We start from the raw sequence: 19,333 nt of genomic DNA, 5'->3' as shown, positions 1-19,333 counted from the left end.
CATCAGGAGGAAGGTTATGAACAGCCGAGCGAGGGCAGGGGCGGTCAGCCTGTTAGTGGCCTGGGGCGTGCTGGCCAGCGCCAGCGCTAGCGCCGAAGGCATGGAGGAGCGCCTGCGCACCCAGTTGCGCAGCACCACCCAGCAGTTGCAGGCCCTGCAAAGCGAGCAGGCCCAGGCCGCGGCGGCGCGGATCGCCGCCGAGAACGCGGCCAAGCAAGCTCAGGCCGAGGTCAAGCAACTGAGCGCCGAGCTGGCCAAGACCCGCGGCGTGGCCGAGCAACTGGCCAGCCAGCAGCAGAACCTGCAAAGCCAGGCCCAAGCCCAGGCGGCGGCCAGCAGCGAGCAGTTGGGCAAGTTCAAGAAAGCCTATGAGGACCTGCTGGTGCTGGCCCGGGGCAAGGAGGCGCAGCGGGCGAAATTGCAGGCGCAATTGAGCGAACGTGACACACAAGTGCAGCAATGCGCGGTCAAGAATCAACAGATGTACGGCGTCGCCAAACAGATCCTGGCGGCCTACGAAAAAATCGACGTGGCTGAGTTGGTGAAAATCCGCCAGCCCTTCGCCGGCAGCGCCCGGGTCAAGTTCGAGGAACTGGCCCAGGGCTTTGGCGACGAGCTTTACCAGACCCAGTTCGACGCCCCCCGGGCGGCGAGCGCCCACTGATCACCAGGGAAGAGATGACCATGACTTTGATTACCAGCGTCACCACCGACAGCCTCACCGACCTGCTGCAAGGCGCCGGCTACCGGGTCAACCAGACCGAACAGAACGGCATCGTGCAACTGCTCAGCGCCAGCCAGGGCATCGGCTACGCCGTGCGTTTCGGCAACCCGGGCAGCGAAGCCGGGCACTATGTGGACTTCACCTACAGCTGCGCCTTGCGGGTGCAGGGCGAGCTGCCGGCGGGGCTGGCGCAATTGTGGAACGCTTCGCGGCGCTTTGCCCGGCTGTCGCTGCAGGGCGAGTTCTTGGTGATGGAGATGGATGTGGTGGTGGCGGGGGTCGGCGAGACTCACCTGCGCAGCCAGCTGGAGTTGTGGGATCGGTTGCTGCAGGAGTTCATCGTCTACCTGCGTGAATACAGCCAGCAGGCGGCGCGCTTGCAGGAGCAGGTCGAGCAGCCTCAGACGTCGGCGGAGCAACCCCGTGAAGAGGCGGTGAGCCTGTGAAAAAGCCGACCCTGGTGGTCGGTGCCGGGGCACTGACCCTGCTTGGCCTGGCGCTGGGGCTGGCCCTGCGCCCGGGCAACGACCCTGTGGCGGCGCAGCAGCCGGCACCGGCCGTGTTGCAGCAATCGGCGAGCACGCCGGCGGTGGCGCGTCTGGGCAATCAGCAGGTGGCGGCCGAGGAACTCAAGGCGCTGTTCGCCAGCCTGCCCGAGGAGTCCCGGGCGCAATTGCGCGGCAACCGCCCGGCCCTGGAAGCCTGGATACGTTCGCGCTTGGCGGAAAAGGCCGTGCTGGAACAGGCCGATGCCCAGGGCTGGCGCCAGCGCCCGGAGGTGGAGCAGCAGACCCGCGCCGCCACCGAGCAGATCGTGTTTCGCGACTATCTGCAGTCGGTCAGCCAGGTCCCGGCGGACTACCCCAGCGCCGCCGAACTGCAGCAGGCCTATGACAGCGGCAAGTCGGCGTGGATGACCCCGCCGTTGTACCGGGTCAGCCAGATCTTCCTGGGCGTCGCCGATCCTCAGGCAGCCGAGCAGGTACGCCGCCAAGCGCAGGAACTGAGCCGCAAGGCCCAGGCCGCGCCGGGTGAGTTTGCCGCCTTGGCGGCGCAGTATTCCCAGGACTCGGGCAGCGCCCAGCGCGGTGGCGACGCGGGATTGCAACCTTTGCAGCAACTGGTGCCGGAAGTGCGCAGCGCCGTGGCCCGGCTCAAGGTCGGTGGCGTCTCCGAGGTGGTGCAGAGCTCGGCGGGTTTCCATGTGCTCAAGCTCACCGAACAGCAACCGGCGCGCACTGCCAGCCTGGACGAGTTGCGTGATCGCCTGACCCAGGCCCTGCGCGCCCAGCGCCAGGAACAGATCGCCAAGGCCTATTTGGAAGGCATGCTCAACACCGCGACCCTGAGCATCGATGGCGCGGTGCTCAATCAGGTACTGGAGGACAAGCTGTAGGCGCCGGCTTGCCAGCGAAGGCGATCTCACGGTCCCCGCCGCCCGCCAAGGAAGCAACACTCAACAAGACAGGGAGTCACCAATGTCATTTCTCGAACCCGCTCCACACCAGGGTGTCGCACCCTACGTTGCGCCCCAGGAACCCCGGGAAGCCTGGCTGGCCCTGGCCGCCGGGGTCGATCCTGAGGTCGCCCAGTATTTCCTGGTCAGTGCCCGCTGCGGTTGCTTCATGCAGGCAGCCCGCAGCCTGAACATCAAGGCCACGCTGTTGCGCAAGCAACTGGCCTTGCTGGAAGAGCACCTGCGCCGTTCACTGTTCTGTTATCAGGGGAGTGCCTTGAGCCTGAGTCGCGAGGGCCTGCAACTGCAGGCACAACTGATTGCCCTGGCCCACCAGCGGCGGCTGCCGGTGATCGAGCAGCCGTTGATTCGGGTTGCCGTGGCGCAAACCATTCTCCACGACATTCTCGGTCGCGACCTGATCGCCTTGCTGCGGCGCAATGCCAGCGCACGCCTGGAGATCATCTCCATCGACAGCGACCTGTCCCTGCAAGCCCTGAGCGCCGATCTGGTGCTGTGGCTGGCGGCCGAAGACTCACCGCTGCCGGGGCCCAGTTTCGCCACCCGCGAGCCGCTGCCCCTGGCGCGCATCGACTACCTGCCACATATCGCCAAGCGCTACTCGCGGGTGGCGGCCCGTCCCGACAGCCTCGACGACCTGGCCGACTACATGCTGGTGCAGTGGCAGCACGACTGTCAGGTGGAGCCGTTCCGGCCCTGGAACAGCCTGGTGGAACAACGCCTGGCAGGGGTGGTGCACGTCCATGTCTATGAACTGATGCTGGAGATGATCCGCTGCAGCGCCTGCATCGGCTTGCTGCCTCAGTACATCAGCCATTTCGACCGCGGCCTGACTGCCTTGCCGGGGTTGTTCAGCGAGCCCATGCAGCGCCGGGCCTGGCTGGCGGTGAATGCCCAGGTGCAGCATGAGGAACAGGTGCAGCAACTGGTGGAGCTGATCCTCAACACCTTCAGCGAGCGTGAGGATTGGTTTGTTTGAGGCGCGCGGCCTCGTGGGAGTGGCCCGGTCCGAACGCCTGGCGCTGTCCGGACCGGGCACTCAGGCTCATGCTTTGGTTTCAGGGGGCATGAGATCCTCCCAGTCGTCTGGCATGTCGGCGGTGCTGGTGTTCTTGTCGGGGAAGTGGGCGATGTTCCACTGGGTGTCGGTGCTGAACTCGTCGCCGAGCAGGTCTTTGGCGATAGCGTTGGCTTTGATGGCCTCCTGCCGGTTTGCCGGCACGTCACCCTCAAGGTCCTCGCCCTCTGGGTTGATCCATACGCCTGGCGCCGGGTTGACGCCAGGATTCCCCTCGTAGGCGTTTTGCAGTTGTTTGCGTGCTTCTACGATCGCCGCCGCTTCAGCCCGGGGAGTGCCACGAGCTACAAGCAGGGCTTGTTCCATGGCGTCGCTTTGCCGTTGTTTCAGTTCATACGCTTCGTGGTCATCTTTGTAGGACATACGGTCATTCCTGTTGCATTGCTTGTTCAGTGATGGGGTTTACCGGGGCGCTTGGTGGCTGACCTCGGATGCCCGGTACGTTAATCGGCGGCCGGGCTCCGGTTTGCGCAATTCAACCAGGGGATGACGGGAAAATGTTGTAGCGCCGCGAACAACCTCTCAGGATGGGCGCAGAACAACGGAGGGTGGGTGCGGTTTGATTAACAGGGTTCCCAAGTTTCATGAAGTCATCGAGCTGTTTTACGAACGTGGTTTGTTCAAAAGGTCGAAGGACCCGTTGCCACAGCGGGGTCAGAGCCTGGAGCAGCGCGAGAAGCGTCAACAGGCAATGCTCGAAACAGTGACCAGGCGGATGGTGGGCGGGGCCGATGATCCACTGCTGACCCCGGTACTGGGCAATTTGCGCGAGATTCACAAGCACCTGGGGTTTGTGGCCTTGTTTCCTGACAAGGACGTATGCGCTACGCATATGTACTTCTGGATGATCGTCTGGCCGCAGCTTGAGCTGATGTTCGAGGACGCGCTGGAGAACGAGCAGGGTTCGATCCCTTTGCGTTATCTGGCGCGTTGCCACCAGCGCGATGGAGACCGGCTGTTCGGTGACCCGGTGGCGACCAGGGAGGCCATTCTGGGGAGCCTGGAGGCGTCTTTGATGCAGGTTATGGAGGAGTCGGGGATCAGGCAGGAAACGGCGCATGCGGCTGGCTCGCAGTTCCTGCGCCAGTTGGGGCGCCTGATTCGTCATGATTCGTTTCCCGGCAGAACTTCGGTCGACGGGCCCTTGAAGGAACTGGAGCTGACATTGGGCCGATCGCTGGAGAAAGCCAAGGCCGTCATCCAGCACCTGGAGCAGTTGCTCGAAGGTGCCAAGGTGCTGCACGCCGCAGGGCGGTGGTCGCAGCCTGAGCCCAGGCCGGTCTTGCCGGATGAATTGCAGGAAATACACCGCAACCTTTATCAGCAGGCCAGGGGCGCTGCTGCGTTTGGTGCACGCTCGTCGAGCCCGCTGTTCGACAGGCTGGAGAGCATTTTCAAAGAGCAGATCAGGCATGTGGAGCCCGGTGATTTTCTATCGCAGAAAGCACAGCAAGTGGGGCGCTCGGAGGCGACTCGCCATCTGATCAGGCATAACGTTCGGCAGTTCCATGCCTATGTTTTGCTGGAGCAGATCAAGTGCGACCTGGATGTCGGGCGCCGGATGTCGCGTGTTAATACCAGTGTCCTGGAGTTGGTTGCGAAGTCTGATTTGGACCGGGAGCATTGGCTGGCGTTCTTTCAGGACATGCCGTTGTCATTGTTCCTGCTCAACGCGATCTTTTCCTCTTCCTTGACCCTGGTTCGGCAGCAGTTCGGCGAAAAAAAATTCCTGGAGGCGGCATCGACGCTTGAACGTTTGGTCGAGGCAGCAGTCACCGAAGGGCAGCAGCGTGAACAGCGGCTTGCCGATGCCGCTCGTGAGCAGATCAATGTGCTCCAGGCATTGTTGAATACCTATCACGCCCAGCATCACCTGGGGTGGCTGGCGACGGAGCTCCTCACCTTTGTCTATGCCTTTAAATACAAGTACGACCCAGGGGGGCAGCCCCATGCCACGGATAAGCTGGAAGCGATTCTCGATGACTGTGTCGATAAGCGGGGTATTCGTCACCTAGTGGACTATGAAACCCTTTTCGGTCATTACCAGCGCGAACTCATGCTGGAGGGTACGGGTGTGGCGCTCATCATGATCCACCAATACAACCGCTACGTAGTCGCCCACTGTGAGTACCCGCTTGAGTACTTGTGCAATCCGCTGCAACGCTTGAGTGAGATTCTGCAACGGGCCTTGAGTGCCGCTAGCGCTGAAGGGGAGATCACGTCAGCGACCCTCAAGCGCTGCATCAATGCTGAGTTCGGGACCGGCAAAGACAAGTCGATCATGCGTATCGGCGGCCTGCGTCCCTACGAGTGTCTGCGTGATGTGGGCTTTTATCTGTCGGCACTGCACCTGGAGAGGCAACGAGCCTTGAACCCGGGGCTGTTCCTCTACCTGGCATTGCCTGATGCCTTGCAGCATCAGGTGCTACAGCTGCTTTCACCTGCACGCTACGCCGAGGATCTGCGGCGCCAGCACAGTCAGTCGCCCGAGCTGTAGGGCAATGGTTTCTGAGGCCTGTGCCGCTCTGCGCTTGAGTGCCTCGCCAGCGTCGCACTCATGCCCTTACACTCGATGGCCATTTCCACTTCAAGGAAGACCGGCCATGCCTAACGCCAATCCCACTATCGTTATCGAGCGTTGCACCGAAGCCCATATCGAGGGTCTGACGGCGCTGTACAGCGAACCCAGCGTGGCGGCCCAGACCCTGCAACTGCCTTACCAGTCCCGCGAGTTGTGGCGTAAGCGCGTGGGGCTGGGGCAGGACAATGAAGGGCTGGTGGCCCTGGTGGCCCTGCACCAGGGCGCGGTGATCGGCAGTTGCAGCCTGCAGCAGGTGGCGCGGGTGCGCCGCGCCCATTGCGCGGACGTGGCCATGGGGGTGTCCCCTGCCTGGCAGCGCCAGGGCGTCGGCAGCCGTCTGCTGGCGGCGGTGCTGGAGGTGGCGGATAACTGGATGAACCTGCGCCGGGTCGAACTCACGGTGTATGCCGACAACCAGGCGGCCATCGGCCTGTACCAGAAGTTCGGCTTTGAAACCGAAGGCCAGCTGCGGGACTACGCCATCCGTGGCGGGCAATACGTCGACGTGCTGAGCATGGCCCGTCTGCGTCGTTGAGGCCGGGTTTGTGTAGCCGCTGCCGCAGGCTGCGAACGGCTTGGGCGGCATTCCGACGCAGGAGACGCAGGGATCTTGAGTCCGCTCCAGGTTTGGCAGGCGATCGCCAAGCAAGGCCCTGCGGGCCTTTTCGCAGCCTCGCCAGGGCTCGGCAGCGGCTACAGGTCAGTGCCGAGCCATTTTGTAGCCGCTGCCGCAGGCTGCGAACGGCTTGGGCGGCATTCCGACGCAGGAGACGCAGGGATCTTGAGTCCGCCCGAGGCTCGGCAGGTGATCGCCAAGCAAGGCCCTGCGGGCCTTTTCGCAGCCTCGCCAGGGCTCGGCAGCGGCTACAGGCCAGTGCCGAACCATTTTGTAGCCGCTGCCGCAGGCTGCGATCGGCTCCGCAGGAGACGCAAAGATCTTGAGTCCGCCCCAGGTTCGGCAGGCGATCGCCAAGCAAGGCCCAGCGGGCCTTGAGGTTCACTCCAGCAAAGCAAAATCCACCGCCGCCCGGGCATGTAATTCGGTGGTGTCGAGCAGGGGCAGGGGGCTGTGCTCTGGCTTGAGCAGCAGGCCGATTTCCGTGCAGCCGAGGATGATGGCCTGGGCGCCGCGGGCCCTGAGTGATTCGATCACCTGCTGGTACACCCGGCGCGACGCGTCGCTGATGACCCCCACGCACAATTCCTCATAGATGATCCGGTGCACCGCCTGGCGCTCCTGCGCATCGGGCACCAGCACATTCAGTCCTTGTTGGCTCAGGCGGCTCTTGAGGAACTCCTGCTCCATGGTGAAGGCGGTGCCCAGCAGCCCGACGTTCAGGGTGCCGGCCGCGAGAGCGGCCTGGGCCGTGGGGTCGGCGATATGCAGGAAGGGCACGGCAGTGGCCGCCTGAATCTGCTCGGCCACTTTGTGCATGGTGTTGGTACAGAGCACCAGGCACTCGGCGCCGCCGTCCTGCAATCGCTGGGCGGCGTCTATCAGAATCCGCGCCGCTTCATCCCAGCGCCCGGCGTGCTGGGCCTGTTCGACAGGCCCGAAGTCGACGCTGTACATTAGCAACCGCGCCGAGCGCAGCGGCCCCAATTGATCGCGAACCTGCTGATTGATCAGGCGGTAGTATTCAGCGCTGGACTCCCAGCTCATGCCGCCGATCAGGCCGATGGTGCGCATGGGCAACTCCTCTGTGGTGTGGGTGAGTGAGCTTCAGTTTCGTCTCGCCCGAGCTGGCGATCTATCAGGAAATTTCACATGCCCGAGGTCCTCGAACACCGTCTGCTGGGCGGTCGGCTGCTTCTGCAACTGTTGCCCGCAGCCGCCTACAGCGCGCGCGATCCGGCGCAGTGGCAGACCCTGGGTGTGACCCTGGAACGCCAGCGCGGGGTGCATGCCATCGACTCCGATCGGCGCGAGGATTTCGACACCTGGCCCGGCACCCTGGCCTTGACGCCCAAGGGCGTTGAGGTGTTCTCCGAATCTGCCCGTGGCGGCGAATACCTGCTGGCGCGCTGGCAGGAGCAGACGCCGCTGATCCCCGGCGAGCGCCGCCTGCAGCGTCCGGGGCATGCCGAGGCCCTGGCCCTGGGGCGTGAGGCCCGGCGCCTGCTGTTGGCGCCTGTCATCGATGAGTTGGCCCTGGAGCACTGTGCCCTGGCCTTTGTCGGCCTGTCCCAGTCCCGCCAGCGCCCCACCGCAGCGTTACCACGCCTGAGCCAGGTGCTGGAGCAGATGGCCGACCAGTACGCCCAGCCCTTGTCCCTGGCGCAATTGGCACTCACTTACGGTCACAACGAACTGCGCCTGCTGCGGGACTTTCGCCGCGCCGTCGGCCTGACGCCCCATGCCTGGATCACCGAGGTGCGGCTGCAGGCAGCCCGGCGCTTGCTGGAGCGCACGGACCTGCCGCTGGCGGCGATTGCCCACGACAGCGGCTTTGCCCACCAATCGCACCTGGGCAGCGCCTTGCGCAAAAGCCTCGGCCTGACCCCGCGCCAGTACCGGCTGCGTTTTCACTCCTGTCTCCCTGTACCTGTCCGGTATCCCAGCCGCGAGCAGTAAACGGCCCGCAGCGACATGCCGGGGCAAGGCCGGTGCCAGCGGCTAGAGGAATGGGCTGGCCCTGGGGTAAACACCCCAACGCCCGGGACCGGCATCTGCCATGATCAATACCGGCGACCTGCAGTTCCCAAAGGTCGATGCCAGGGACACACCGCAATGGACGATATCCAGCAACTGGGCGAGATGCTCCGCCACTACGCCGCCAGCGAAGCCCACAAGAAGCAGCTGTTCGACAGCCAGTCGGTGGTTTGGGCCCGGCGTATTCATGAGCTGTTCGGGCAGATTGAACAGTGGCTGGCACCGGTGCTGCTGCCGGATCTGCTGGAGCTGCACCGCGAGCCTTATGTGGCCTTCAGTCCGGCATTGCCGTTAGAAAGCTCCAGCTTCTACAGCGAGAAGCTGACCATCGTCATCGCTGGCAAACCAGTGGAGTTCGTCCCGGATGTGATGGGGCCCAATGGGCAGATTTCCCTGGCGGTGATCGGCCTGACGGCGGCGCGCCTGGGCAGTGTTTCGCTGGTGGGCGAGGCCAGCGGCGCCTGGCAATGGCGCAAGACCAACGGCCTCAAGGACCCCGACACCTTCGTTTTCGACGGCAACTTCCTGGCGGCCCAATTGCAGAGCCTGATCCCCCGCGAGCGCGCCTGATGCAGGCGCTGGCTCGCCGGCGAAAGCGAGCGCCGGCCATGTGCAGGTCTTGCGGGCCCCTTCGCCGGCAAGCCGGCTCCTACGGGGCAACACGCAGCACTGGCAACTGTAGGCGCTGGCTTGCCAGCGAAAGCGGCCTCCGGCCATGTACAAGTCTTGCGGGCCTCTTTGCCGGCAAGCCGGCTCCTACGGAGTGCGTTACATGTCCAGGTTGATCCATCCCGGCTTGGGCTCTTCCGGCGCCACGGCGTTGATCTTCTTGCCAGTGGCCAATTCCACGCGATGCGCCACGTCGGGGTCGTCGGCAAAGGGAATCAGGCTGGCGTCATCCAGGCTCTTGGCGCTCTGGTGGCGCAGGCAGTACTCGATGCTGAGGTAGAGAAACGCCACCCCCAGCAGATTGAACAGAATATCCATCGCTCATCCGGCTCCCTAAAAAAGCCGCCGGTCACTGGGACCGGCGGGCAATGCCTGGCTCAGGCGATCTGCGCGTCGCCCAGGGCCAGATCTTCATCGGCCACGCGTACGGTGCGCCAGGTGTTGTAGGCCATCAGCAGCATGCCGCTGAGGAAGAACACACCCCCGGCAAAACGCACCACGAACCCCGGATGGCTGGCCACCAGGGCCTCGACGAAGGAGTAGGTGAGGGTGCCGTCTTCGTTGACCGCACGCCACATCAGGCCCTGGGTGATGCCGTTGACCCACATTGAAGCGATGTAGAGCACGGTGCCGATGGTGGCCAGCCAGAAGTGCAGGTTGATCAGCGGCACGCTGTACATCTGCTCGCGGCCGAAGACCTTGGGCACCATGTGGTAGATCGCACCGAAGGTGATCATTGCCACCCAGCCCAGGGCCCCGGCGTGCACATGGCCGATGGTCCAGTCGGTGTAGTGGGACAGGGCGTTGACGGTCTTGATCGCCATCATCGGGCCTTCGAAGGTCGACATGCCGTAGAACGCCAGGGACAGCACCAGAAAGCGCAGGATCGGGTCGGTGCGCAACTTATGCCAGGCGCCCGAGAGGGTCATCATGCCGTTGATCATGCCGCCCCAGCTCGGGGCCAGGAGGATCAGCGACATGGCCATGCCCAGGGACTGGGCCCAGTCCGGCAGGGCGGTGTAGTGCAAGTGGTGCGGGCCGGCCCAGATGTACAGGGTGATCAGCGCCCAGAAGTGCACGATGGACAGGCGATAGGAATACACCGGGCGTCCCACTTGCTTGGGCACGAAGTAGTACATCATCCCGAGAAAGCCGGTGGTCAGGAAGAAGCCCACGGCGTTGTGCCCGTACCACCACTGGACCATGGCGTCGGTGGCGCCGGAATACACCGGGTAGGACTTGAACCAGTCCACCGGGATCGACAGGTGGTTGACCACATGAAGCATGGCGATCACCAGGATGAAGGCGCCGAAGAACCAGTTGCCGACATAGATGTGCTGGCTCTTGCGCCTTACCACGGTGGTGAAGAAGACGATGGCATAGGCCACCCAGACCACCGCCATCCACACCGCGCCGGCGAATTCGATCTCGGCGTATTCCTTGGTGGTGGTGTAGCCCAGGGGCAGGGTGATCAGCATGATCACGATCACCGACTGCCAGCCCCAGAAAGTGAAGGCGGCCAGGGTGTCGGAGTACAGCCGTACCTGGCAGGTACGCTGTACGGCGTAGTAGCTGGCGGCGAACTGGGCGCTGCCGGCAAAGCCGAAGATCACCAGGCTGGTGTGCAGCGGCCGCAGGCGGCCGAAGGTGCTCCAGGGCAGATCGAGGTTCATCTCCGGCCACACCAGTTGCGAGGCGATCCACACCCCCATGGCCATGCCGATCACGCCCCATACCACGGTTGCGACGACGAATTGGCGAACCACCTTGTAGTTGTAAGCCTGTCCGATTGTTGCTGAGTTCATGGTCAATGCTTCCACGTTTGCAAAGTCTTGCCAGGCCACCCGGTCTGGCACGGGGTGCACTGTAGGAATCAGCGGGGAAACAAAACAGGCTCAGAAAAACTGCATTAATACGGATCAGATTTATCTCATGTCCACGGCGCTGTGGTGGCCGCTGATATGGTTTTTTAGTTTTTACCTGAATCTGTAACGTTCTGCGCCGTACGCGCATAGTCGCCCCCTCACAATACGCGCCGTTTCGAGCACGACCAGCACCGATGAGGATGAGGTAGGCACATGTATCAGTACGACGACTATGACCGGGCCCTGGTCTTTGAGCGGGTGGCGCAGTTTCGTGATCAGGTCGAGCGCTTCATGGGCGGCCAACTGAGTGAGGAGGAGTTCCTGCCCCTGCGCCTGCAGAACGGCCTGTATATGCAGAAGCATGCCTACATGCTGCGGGTGGCGATTCCCTACGGCACCCTGAGTGCCCGGCAGATGCGTACCCTGGCCAGCATCGCCCGGGATTTCGACCGCGGCTACGGTCACTTCACCACCCGGCAGAACCTGCAGTTCAACTGGATCGAGCTGGCCCAGGTGCCGGACATCCTGCAGCGCCTGGCCGAGGTGGAGATGCACGCCATCCAGACCTCCGGCAACTGCGTGCGCAACATCACCACCGAGGCCTTTGCCGGGGTCGCCGCCGATGAGTACCTGGACCCGCGCCCCCTGGCGGAGATCCTGCGCCAGTGGTCCACCATCAACCCGGAATTCCTGTTCCTGCCGCGCAAGTTCAAGATCGCCATCTGCTCGGCCAGGCAGGACCGCGCGGCGATCATGATGCATGACATCGGCCTGTATCTTTATCGTGCCCGCAGCGGCGAAATGCTTTTGCGCGTGATCGTCGGCGGGGGCCTGGGGCGCACGCCGATCCTTGGCCTGCAGATTCGCGACGGGCTGCCCTGGCAGCACCTGCTGTCCTACGTCGAGGCGGTGCTGCGGGTCTACAACCGCTATGGCCGGCGTGACAACAAGTACAAGGCGCGGATCAAGATCCTGGTCAAGGCCCTGGGCATCGAGGCCTTCGCCAAGGAAGTGGAGGAGGAGTGGCAGCACCTCAAGGATGGTCCGGCGCAGCTCACCGACGAAGAGTACCAGCGGGTCGCCAGCGCCTTCGTGCCGCCGATCTACGAGCGCCTGGCGGACACCGATCTGGATTACGGCAGCCACCTGGCCGAGTCGCCGGCCTTCGCCCGCTGGGTGGCGCGCAATGTGCACCCGCACAAGGTGCCGGGTTACACCTGCGTGGTGCTGTCCACCAAACCGGGGCCAAGCTCGCCGCCGGGGGACGTCACCGGTCAGCAGATGGAGGCGGTGGCCGACTGGTCCGAGCGTTTCGGCTTCGGCGAGATCCGTATTGCCCATGAACAGAACATCGTCTTGCCGGATGTGCCCAAGTCGCAGCTGTTCGAGCTTTGGCAGTGTGCCTCTGAGCATGGCCTGGGCACCGCCAACGCGGGCTTGCTGACCGATATCATCGCCTGCCCGGGCGGCGACTTCTGCGCCCTGGCCAACGCCCGGTCGCTGCCGATTACCCTGGCCATCCAGCAGCGCTTCGAGGACCTGGACTACCTCCATGACCTGGGGGACATCAGCCTGAACATCTCCGGCTGCATGAACGCCTGCGGCCACCACCACATCGGCAATATCGGCATCCTCGGGGTCGACAAGAACGGCAGCGAGTGGTTCCAGGTCACCCTGGGCGGCGCCAAGGGCCGTGACAGCGCCCTGGGCAAGGTGATCGGGCCGTCCTTCAGCGCCGAGGAAATCCCCGAAGTGATCGAGCGCATCATCGCCACCTTCGTGCGCTACCGCGAAAGCGACGAACCCTTCGTCGAGACCCTGCAGCGCATCGGCCTGGAGCCGTTCAAGGAGCGGGTCTATCCCAAGGCCCTGGAGGCGCTGGCATGAACAATCTGCTGCGGCTGTGCGAGGGCGAAGCCCAATTGGTCGAGGACGATGCCTGGAGCCTGGTGCGCGGGGTTGACGATACGCTGCCCGACGGGCCGCTGATCCTGCCCCTGGCCCTGTGGCTGATGCGTCGCATCGAGCATCACCCGGCCCGGGACGGCGTATGGATCGGCCCGGATGACGAAGTGGAAAGCCTCAAGCCCTGGCTCAAGCTGATCCCGCTGATTGCCGTGGACTTCCCGAGCTTTCGTGATGGCCGGGGCTACAGCCAGGCCTACCTGCTGCGTACCCGCCTGGGCTGGATGGGCGAGTTGCGGGCCATTGGCGACGTGCTGCGCGATCAACTGAGCCATATGCGTCAGTGCGGCTTCGACAGCTTTGCCGTGCGCGAAGACAAATGCGCCCTGGACGCCCTCAAGGGACTGGTGGGCATGAGCGTGCTCTATGGCCGCTCAGTGATCGAACCCCGGCCGCTGTTCCGCCGTCGGTAACCGCCGGCACCTTTCCCGTAGGAGCCGGTTTGCCGGCGAAGGGGCCCCGAAGATGGCTTTCGCCGGGGCCCCTGGGGCCTTTCCATCCTAAAAACACCCTGCCCAGCGACAAACTTTTGGCTATACCTGTAACTCCCCTGGCCAGTTTCTGGCTGTTTCACCTACAGGAGTTACCCATGAAACTTGCATTGATGATCGGCACGGCGTGCCTTGCCTCTTTGGCCATGGTCGGCTGCTCCAGCAACGTGACCCAGCCCGACGAATACTCCGGGTTTCTCCAGGATTACAGCCGACTCAAGGAGGCCAAGTCGCCCTCCGGGGTGGAGGTGATGCGCTGGATCGATCCCAAGCTGGATACCGACCGGTACCGGGCGATCTACATCGAACCCACCCAGTTCTACCCGCAGCCACAAGCCACGGCGAAGATTCCTCAGAGCACCCTCGACGGCATCAATCAGTATTACGACCAGGCCCTCAGGCGTGAGGCGGCGCGCAGCCTGCCCCTGGCTCAAGGCCCCGGGCCAGGGGTGCTAGTGGTGCGGGCGGCAATCACGGCGGTCAGCAGTAAAACCGAAGGCCTGAAGCCTTATGAAATCATTCCTGTGGCCCTGGTGGCCGCGGCGGTCAGCACCGCCAGCGGAATTCGCGACCAGCAAACCACGCTGGGCACCGAGGCAGTGTTTCTCGATGGCAGCAGCGGCAAGGTCATTGCCCAGGTGGTGCGCAAGGGCACTGGCAAGCCCCTGGAAAACGACACGCAAGTGATGAAGGCCGATGACGTGAAGAACGTCATCGACGGTTGGGCGGCGGACTTCCACCAGTCTTTCGCCAAGTTCAAGGGGCGTTAGGGCCTGGCTGTCCGGCGGCGGCCAACAGGGCCGCTGCCGCTTCAATAGTCCACCTGGGCCTGCTTGTTGTAGTAGCTGAGCAGCGAGTCGTAGGCCCGCATGATGGCGTGATAGTCCTCGCTCAGATGCTGTGGCTCAGCCTGTTTCTGCCAGTCCTGCTGCAGGGCGAGCAAGGCTTGCTGATAGCGCTGCGCCGGCCGCGTGATCTGGCTCCACAGGTAATGGGCCGGTTGCGTGCGGCTGCTCTGTGGTCGGTTGCGCAAGGGCTGCCCGGCATCCCAGGTCCGTTGCAGGTCCTGGCTGGCCTGTGCCAGTTGCGCCGGGGTCAAGGTTTTCTCGCGCATGCCCTGGCTGATCTGCTCCACCGTGAGTCGCGCCTGGATCATGTAGTCCAGCAGGTGCCAGTGGATGTCCTGCCCCAGGCGTTGCTCAAGCAGCCGCTGTTGCTCGCGTCGGGCGCCGATGTCTGCGCTCGCCAGGGCAGCGCGCAGGTCGGCGGAGGCTTGCAGGTAGTGGTCGAACTTGGGCTTGAGCAAGGCAACAGTGGCTGTGTCTTCCTCGGCCGGCATGTAAGCACCGGGTACGGCGCTGGAATGAGCGCGACGGGCCAGGTTGGCCTGGTGCAGTGCGTCGATGTAGCGCTCGGCCAGGCCGATCAGCGGGGCGTCGGGTTGCAGGTGGCGCAGCCGATAGAGCATGCGCGGTTCGCAGTCGCGGGCGGGCAGGGTATCCATGTCGGTCTTCGCGCCGTCTGCGAAGTCCTTGGCATTGTTCAGCAGGTCGGTGAACGCCGCGCGCCAGGCCGCTTGAGTGCCGTAGGTGTAGTAGCCCAGGCGCCAAGGCACATCGTATTGGTTGACGCAGTCGATCAGCGGCGCCCTGGCCGCGGCCTGGGCGCTGGCGGAGCTGTCCAGGCTGGCCAGCCACAGTTCGAAGCGGGCGATCGGGGCTCCGGCAGCCAGGAGCGCAAACAAGCCGAAAATCAGCGTGCAACCGAAAAGCAACAAGGGGCGTTGGCTCATGGCCGCTCCTCCTTGGGGTACCACTGCTCCTGGGTGGCCGGTGCTGCGCACTCGGGGGTATCGGCCGGCATGCGCGCGCACAGCCGTTCGGTCCAGGGCTGCAGGCCTTGATAACGCCCGGCGGTGTAGCGCTCGTCGAACCACTTGAGGGTGGCGATTACGGCCACCAGCAGCACCAGTCCTGTGCCCAGCAGCAGGCGACGCGGCCAGGGGTTGATGCGTTGCCAGGCGTTCAGCGGGTCGATCTGGCGCTGGCGGGCCAGGGCCACCAGCAGCAGGACCCCGAGATAAGTGATAGTGGCTACTGGGTGGATCACCACACCCAGCAGTGCGCCCAGCAGCGCCGCGGGCAGCAGGTCGCGGATCAGCTGCACGTCGTGATAGGGCGTCTGGTGCCGAGGCAGGTGTTGGCTGAGGCGCTCGTCCCACTGGAACAGGCGTTGGCTCAGGGGGCGCCAAAGTCGCTGCAGTCCTTCGCCCGCGGCGCAGAAGCACAGAGCCCAGACCAGCGTGACGCCGACAATCTCCCAGGGGCTGGCGTCTTGCCCGCTGTACTGGCTCACGGCGCCGGTCAGGCATGCCAGGACCACGCCCAGGAGCATCGGCCAGCTGTTGATCGCGTGTTCCCAGTCTCGCCAGAAGTAGGGGTTGCTGGCGGGCATGCCGGCGGCGACTTGCGGGTAGTCTGCCGCCAGGCTTGCGGCCAGCTTGTGGCAGGCCTGCCAGTCCAGGTTGCCCAGGTGTCGGGCCCAGGCGCGGCGCTGACTGAAGCTCAGGGGCGCGAGTAACAAGCGTGCCGCACGGTGTTCCGGGGTACTCGGCGGTTCGCTCGCCAGTTGTTGCTGGTGGGCCAGGTACAGCGGTGCCTGATGGCGTTTCAACAGCCGCGGCCAGAGCTGTTCCGGGCAGTTGTCTGCACTGTTGGTGTGCCAGCCTTGGCCGGCACAGACCGCCTGGAACACCGCCACCGACCAATAAGGACTGTTGGCCAGTGTTTGTGCCAGCCATTGGTTGAACCATTGTCGGTGTTGCAGGTGCAGCAGCCAGGCATGGGCTGAACGCTGGGCGTAGGCCTTCAGGAACGCCGCTTCATCCTTGGCCTCCAGGGCTGCGGCCAGTGGCTCTTGTACTCGCTGATAGAGCTGCTGCTGCAACTCCTGCACCAGATACTCCGGCAGATCCAGGCGTTGCCAGGCACTCATCCAGCGCAGACGCTCGAACCCCCAGTGCAACACCGCGTCGGCTTGCGCCGGGTGTTCAACGCAATAGCGCAGCAGGGCCAGTTCGAACTCATAGGCGCACGCCTGCTCCTGGGCCTGCTGATAGCGCTGGTCGAGCTGATCGACAGGCAGCTCCTTGAGCAACATGGCCACCCGCTGCACCGGTGACAGCGCCAAGGTTGCCGGCGCGTTGTCTGCCCAGGTCTCGAGCGTCTCCAGGGGCTCGTTCTGTTGCTCCCAATCCTTATGGGCCAGTGCCTCTTCATAGGCGTCGCGCAAGCGTTGGAAACCTTGCGGGTCTTCATCCGGACGGGTCTGCTTGAGCAGCCTGGCGTAGTGGCGCTTGATGGTCCGGGTATCTGCGGTGGCGGGCAGGCCGAGTAGGGTCCAGCAACTCATTGGGCGGTAAAACTCCGTGCAACCGGCAGCAACATCCAGTAATGGATGGAGGAAATTGCGCACCCTACCGGTTTCCCGGATAAAAGTCCCCGACTCGAATCTGTCTATTGAAAAGCAGGAAGGCCAGGACGGTTCAGCGTTGGCCGTAGGGGGCGGCAGGGATCGGGTCTGCGCTGATTTGCCATGCGCGGAAGCTGTGCTCCGAGCTGTATGGGGCTGCTCGAAGGGAATGGACAACCTCAAGTGATTTATGACTATTACCTTGTTATTTATAAGGTTAAGTTAATGTTGTTTATAGAATAATAAAACCAATAAAAACAACTAGTTATAGGATTATCCTAATCCGTTATGTGATGTGTATTCTGGTTGAGGAAGGAGCTTTCAGGTATGCCCGTAGTTGAACGCACGACTTTTCTGGCAGGTTGCAGCCCGGCTCAGGTCCTGGATTTCTGTCTTGAGGGGGTCAACTTTCCGAAGATCTTTCCCGAGCCCGTCACGCCCTTGGGGGGCATCGATCTGCATGATCTGCGGATCAGCGCCGGGCGCCAGTTCAGCTTCAGGCACTGGATGTGGGGTGTCATTCCGGCGACATGGACGGTGGTTATACGTGAGGTGGGCGAGCGGCATTTTGTCGATGAAATGCTCAAGGGGCCGTTGCGAGCCTTTCGCCATGAGCATCGGGTGGAGGCCGCCGAAGGGGGGACCCTGTACACCGACCGGGTGACCTATCGGGCCATCGGCGGTGCACCTTTGGAACGGTTGGTGGTCAATGCCTACATGGCGCGGATTTTCGATGCCCGGCACCGCAACATGGTGCGCTTGCTGAGCGTCGAGCCGTCTTCGTGATTCTCTGTGTGGATAGCCAAGGAGCATGCCGTGAGCAAGAAAATTCTGGTGGTCCTGACCAGCGTGGCCAAGTACCCGACCTTGAACCGTGCCACCGGCCTGTGGCTGGGTGAGGCGGTGCACTTTGTGAAAAAGGTCGAGGCGGCAGGGTTCGAGGTGGATTACGTCAGCCCCAAGGGCGGCTATGTGCCCATCGATCCCCACAGCCTGGCCATGGCGGACGACACCGACTGGCAGTGGTACCAGGACAGCGCTTTCATGAGCCGCCTGGGCGCGACCCTGAAGCCGGAGCAGGTCCGCTCCGAGGATTACGTGGCTATCTATTACGCCGGCGGGCATGGCGTGGTTTGGGATTTCCCCGACAACCCAGAGTTGCAGGCCCTGAGCCGTGAGATCTACGAGCAGGGTGGTTATGTCAGTTCGGTCTGCCATGGTGCGGTGGGCTTGCTGAACATCAGGCTCAGCGATGGCTCGTTGCTGATCGCTGGCAAGCAGGTCACCGGGTTCTCCAATGAGGAGGAAAAGCTGGCCGAGCTGGACCAATACGTGCCGTACCTGACGGAAACCGAACTGGTCAAGCGCGGTGCCCTGTACCAGAAGGCCGCCGCGCCCTGGGCACCATTTGTCGTGCAGGACCAGCGGGTGATCACCGGGCAGAACCCGGCCTCCGGCGGCCCGGTAGCGGACCTGCTGCTGGCGCACCTGTAGGAGCCGGCTTGCCGGCGAAAGGGCCCTTGAGCCTTGCGGTGCTCTTGCGGACGTCTTCGCTGGCAAGCCAGCTCCTTCGATTACCGATTACCGATTACCGATTACCGATCCATGATCGGCGATCATTGCGCGGCTCGCCGGGGCGTTGCTGAAGCGGTTTGTTGGACAATTTATCCGCCCGGCAATAGGTGCCCGCGCCGTTTCATGCTTAACTTCGGCCTCTCAAGAATTTCTCATTGCTGTTCCATCATCACTGTTCAATAAAGGACTCCGTTCATGGCTCAAGTCACTCTCAAAGGCAACCCGGTTCAGGTCAACGGCCAACTGCCGCAAGTGGGTTCCAAAGCCCCTGCGTTCTCCCTGGTAGGCGCCGGTCTGGCCGATGTTTCCCTGAGCAGCCTCGCCGGCAAGCGCAAGGTGCTGAACATCTTCCCAAGCGTCGACACCCCGACCTGCGCGACCTCAGTACGCAAGTTCAACGCCCAGGCCAACGAGTTGGCCAACACTGTGGTGCTGTGCATCTCCGCTGACCTGCCGTTCGCCCAGGCCCGTTTCTGCGGCGCCGAAGGCCTGGAAAACGTGCAGAACCTGTCGACCCTGCGCGGTCGCGAGTTCATCGAAAACTACGGCGTAGCCATCGCCGACGGCCCGCTGGCCGGCCTGACCGCCCGCGCCGTGGTGGTGCTGGATGAAAACGACACCGTGCTGCACAGCGAGCTGGTCAAGGAAATCGCCGAAGAGCCGAACTACGACGCGGCCCTGGCCGTGCTCAAGTAACAGGTTTTACAATTATTCACGGCCTGGCTCTGTCCAGGCCGTTTTTATTTGTGCTTCAGTGGCTTAGCGCCGCACCTTGAAACGTCAG

General features: G+C 63.4%; 20 protein-coding genes. 14 read left to right on the top strand and 6 right to left on the bottom strand.

Features of this window, described 5'->3' with window-relative positions; translation table 11 throughout:
• The first annotated feature begins 16 nt into the window (after positions 1-16).
• From PFZ56_RS21860 to PFZ56_RS21845, 4 genes are all read left to right on the top strand, one after another.
• Complete coding sequence (locus tag PFZ56_RS21860; protein ID WP_170005004.1) at positions 17-664, top strand: DNA repair protein; 648 nt, start codon at positions 17-19, stop codon at positions 662-664.
• Between the two features lie 20 nt (positions 665-684).
• Entirely contained in the window at positions 685-1,170 is a 486-nt protein-coding gene (locus tag PFZ56_RS21855; RefSeq protein ID WP_102879162.1) for a YbjN domain-containing protein, read from the top strand.
• Positions 1,167-2,120, top strand: a complete 954-nt coding sequence (locus tag PFZ56_RS21850; protein ID WP_170005006.1) for a peptidylprolyl isomerase — start codon at positions 1,167-1,169, stop codon at positions 2,118-2,120. Before PFZ56_RS21855 ends, PFZ56_RS21850 begins: the two co-directional genes overlap by 4 nt.
• 82 nt (positions 2,121-2,202) lie before the next feature.
• Positions 2,203-3,180, top strand: coding sequence for a LysR family transcriptional regulator (locus PFZ56_RS21845; protein WP_102879164.1), 978 nt, complete (start codon positions 2,203-2,205; stop codon positions 3,178-3,180).
• Between the two features lie 66 nt (positions 3,181-3,246).
• Here the strand turns inward: PFZ56_RS21845 and PFZ56_RS21840 are convergent, their stop codons facing one another.
• Positions 3,247-3,642 (bottom strand): hypothetical protein, encoded by a 396-nt coding sequence (locus PFZ56_RS21840; protein WP_170005008.1) that lies wholly within the window; start codon positions 3,640-3,642, stop codon positions 3,247-3,249.
• A 196-nt stretch (positions 3,643-3,838) separates the two neighbouring features.
• Between PFZ56_RS21840 and PFZ56_RS21835 the strand changes: the two genes are divergently transcribed.
• Together PFZ56_RS21835 and PFZ56_RS21830 are read left to right on the top strand one after the other, a co-directional pair.
• Positions 3,839-5,776: a hypothetical protein gene (locus PFZ56_RS21835; RefSeq protein ID WP_170005010.1), complete on the top strand. Its 1,938-nt coding sequence runs from the start codon at positions 3,839-3,841 to the stop codon at positions 5,774-5,776.
• A gap of 106 nt (positions 5,777-5,882) precedes the next feature.
• Entirely contained in the window at positions 5,883-6,395 is a 513-nt protein-coding gene (locus PFZ56_RS21830; protein ID WP_102879167.1) for a GNAT family N-acetyltransferase, read from the top strand.
• A gap of 462 nt (positions 6,396-6,857) precedes the next feature.
• Here the strand turns inward: PFZ56_RS21830 and PFZ56_RS21825 are convergent, their stop codons facing one another.
• Positions 6,858-7,550, bottom strand: coding sequence for an aspartate/glutamate racemase family protein (locus tag PFZ56_RS21825; RefSeq protein WP_102879168.1), 693 nt, complete (start codon positions 7,548-7,550; stop codon positions 6,858-6,860).
• A gap of 78 nt (positions 7,551-7,628) precedes the next feature.
• Between PFZ56_RS21825 and PFZ56_RS21820 the strand changes: the two genes are divergently transcribed.
• Both PFZ56_RS21820 and PFZ56_RS21815 read left to right on the top strand, forming a co-directional pair.
• Positions 7,629-8,435 (top strand): helix-turn-helix domain-containing protein, encoded by an 807-nt coding sequence (locus PFZ56_RS21820; RefSeq protein ID WP_170004374.1) that lies wholly within the window; start codon positions 7,629-7,631, stop codon positions 8,433-8,435.
• Between the two features lie 156 nt (positions 8,436-8,591).
• Positions 8,592-9,083 (top strand): hypothetical protein, encoded by a 492-nt coding sequence (locus PFZ56_RS21815; RefSeq protein WP_102879170.1) that lies wholly within the window; start codon positions 8,592-8,594, stop codon positions 9,081-9,083.
• A gap of 198 nt (positions 9,084-9,281) precedes the next feature.
• Here PFZ56_RS21815 and PFZ56_RS21810 read toward each other — a convergent pair whose 3' ends face one another.
• The gene (locus PFZ56_RS21810) at positions 9,282-9,500 is read right to left on the bottom strand and encodes a cbb3-type cytochrome c oxidase subunit 3 (RefSeq protein WP_110596855.1); all 219 of its coding nucleotides are present in this window, start codon (positions 9,498-9,500) and stop codon (positions 9,282-9,284) included.
• A gap of 59 nt (positions 9,501-9,559) precedes the next feature.
• Complete coding sequence (ccoN, locus tag PFZ56_RS21805; protein WP_170004376.1) at positions 9,560-10,987, bottom strand: cytochrome-c oxidase, cbb3-type subunit I; 1,428 nt, start codon at positions 10,985-10,987, stop codon at positions 9,560-9,562.
• Between the two features lie 273 nt (positions 10,988-11,260).
• Here ccoN and PFZ56_RS21800 point away from each other — a divergent pair, with 273 nt between their 5' ends.
• From PFZ56_RS21800 to PFZ56_RS21790, 3 genes are all read left to right on the top strand, one after another.
• A complete protein-coding gene (locus tag PFZ56_RS21800; RefSeq protein WP_102863418.1) occupies positions 11,261-12,934 on the top strand; it encodes a nitrite/sulfite reductase in 1,674 nt (557 codons plus the stop codon).
• Positions 12,931-13,425, top strand: a complete 495-nt coding sequence (locus PFZ56_RS21795; RefSeq protein WP_102879172.1) for a DUF934 domain-containing protein — start codon at positions 12,931-12,933, stop codon at positions 13,423-13,425. The genes PFZ56_RS21800 and PFZ56_RS21795 overlap by 4 nt, the downstream gene beginning before the upstream one ends.
• Before the next feature lie 176 nt (positions 13,426-13,601).
• Entirely contained in the window at positions 13,602-14,273 is a 672-nt protein-coding gene (locus PFZ56_RS21790) for a DUF3313 domain-containing protein (RefSeq protein WP_102879173.1), read from the top strand.
• Between the two features lie 41 nt (positions 14,274-14,314).
• Here the strand turns inward: PFZ56_RS21790 and PFZ56_RS21785 are convergent, their stop codons facing one another.
• Positions 14,315-15,295: a DUF3829 domain-containing protein gene (locus PFZ56_RS21785; RefSeq protein ID WP_170004378.1), complete on the bottom strand. Its 981-nt coding sequence runs from the start codon at positions 15,293-15,295 to the stop codon at positions 14,315-14,317.
• A complete protein-coding gene (locus PFZ56_RS21780; protein ID WP_394304447.1) occupies positions 15,292-16,914 on the bottom strand; it encodes a J domain-containing protein in 1,623 nt (540 codons plus the stop codon). The genes PFZ56_RS21785 and PFZ56_RS21780 overlap by 4 nt, the downstream gene beginning before the upstream one ends.
• Positions 16,915-17,301: 387 nt before the next feature.
• Between PFZ56_RS21780 and PFZ56_RS21775 the strand changes: the two genes are divergently transcribed.
• The 3 genes from PFZ56_RS21775 (at position 17,302) to tpx (ending at position 19,245) form a co-directional block, all read left to right on the top strand.
• Positions 17,302-17,760 carry an SRPBCC family protein gene (locus PFZ56_RS21775; protein ID WP_170004382.1) on the top strand — a complete coding sequence of 153 codons (459 nt, stop codon included), beginning with the start codon at positions 17,302-17,304 and terminating at the stop codon, positions 17,758-17,760.
• Positions 17,761-17,790: 30 nt separating this feature from the next.
• A complete protein-coding gene (locus PFZ56_RS21770) occupies positions 17,791-18,468 on the top strand; it encodes a type 1 glutamine amidotransferase domain-containing protein (RefSeq protein ID WP_170004384.1) in 678 nt (225 codons plus the stop codon).
• Positions 18,469-18,744: 276 nt separating this feature from the next.
• Entirely contained in the window at positions 18,745-19,245 is a 501-nt protein-coding gene (tpx, locus tag PFZ56_RS21765) for a thiol peroxidase (protein WP_102863425.1), read from the top strand.
• Positions 19,246-19,333: the final 88 nt, after the last annotated feature.

The sequence above is a fragment of the Pseudomonas danubii genome, from assembly GCF_042980055.1.
Taxonomy (GTDB): Bacteria; Pseudomonadota; Gammaproteobacteria; order Pseudomonadales; family Pseudomonadaceae; genus Aquipseudomonas; species Aquipseudomonas danubii.
Note: the sequence above shows the minus strand (reverse complement) of the source record. Positions and strands in the feature narration are given on the sequence as shown.

Excerpts from the sequence above, each read along its gene's own strand:
- PFZ56_RS21860 (WP_170005004.1), top strand. The coding sequence starts at position 17 with ATGAACAGCCGAGCGAGGGCAGGGGCGGTCAGCCTGTTAGTGGCCTGG.
- PFZ56_RS21855 (WP_102879162.1), top strand. The coding sequence starts at position 685 with ATGACTTTGATTACCAGCGTCACCACCGACAGCCTCACCGACCTGCTG.
- PFZ56_RS21845 (WP_102879164.1), top strand. The coding sequence starts at position 2,203 with ATGTCATTTCTCGAACCCGCTCCACACCAGGGTGTCGCACCCTACGTT.
- PFZ56_RS21840 (WP_170005008.1), bottom strand. The coding sequence starts at position 3,642 with ATGTCCTACAAAGATGACCACGAAGCGTATGAACTGAAACAACGGCAA.
- PFZ56_RS21830 (WP_102879167.1), top strand. The coding sequence starts at position 5,883 with ATGCCTAACGCCAATCCCACTATCGTTATCGAGCGTTGCACCGAAGCC.
- PFZ56_RS21825 (WP_102879168.1), bottom strand. The coding sequence starts at position 7,550 with ATGCGCACCATCGGCCTGATCGGCGGCATGAGCTGGGAGTCCAGCGCT.
- PFZ56_RS21820 (WP_170004374.1), top strand. The coding sequence starts at position 7,629 with ATGCCCGAGGTCCTCGAACACCGTCTGCTGGGCGGTCGGCTGCTTCTG.
- PFZ56_RS21815 (WP_102879170.1), top strand. The coding sequence starts at position 8,592 with ATGGACGATATCCAGCAACTGGGCGAGATGCTCCGCCACTACGCCGCC.
- PFZ56_RS21810 (WP_110596855.1), bottom strand. The coding sequence starts at position 9,500 with ATGGATATTCTGTTCAATCTGCTGGGGGTGGCGTTTCTCTACCTCAGC.
- ccoN (WP_170004376.1), bottom strand. The coding sequence starts at position 10,987 with ATGAACTCAGCAACAATCGGACAGGCTTACAACTACAAGGTGGTTCGC.
- PFZ56_RS21800 (WP_102863418.1), top strand. The coding sequence starts at position 11,261 with ATGTATCAGTACGACGACTATGACCGGGCCCTGGTCTTTGAGCGGGTG.
- PFZ56_RS21795 (WP_102879172.1), top strand. The coding sequence starts at position 12,931 with ATGAACAATCTGCTGCGGCTGTGCGAGGGCGAAGCCCAATTGGTCGAG.
- PFZ56_RS21790 (WP_102879173.1), top strand. The coding sequence starts at position 13,602 with ATGAAACTTGCATTGATGATCGGCACGGCGTGCCTTGCCTCTTTGGCC.
- PFZ56_RS21785 (WP_170004378.1), bottom strand. The coding sequence starts at position 15,295 with ATGAGCCAACGCCCCTTGTTGCTTTTCGGTTGCACGCTGATTTTCGGC.
- PFZ56_RS21780 (WP_394304447.1), bottom strand. The coding sequence starts at position 16,914 with ATGAGTTGCTGGACCCTACTCGGCCTGCCCGCCACCGCAGATACCCGG.
- PFZ56_RS21775 (WP_170004382.1), top strand. The coding sequence starts at position 17,302 with ATGCCCGTAGTTGAACGCACGACTTTTCTGGCAGGTTGCAGCCCGGCT.
- tpx (WP_102863425.1), top strand. The coding sequence starts at position 18,745 with ATGGCTCAAGTCACTCTCAAAGGCAACCCGGTTCAGGTCAACGGCCAA.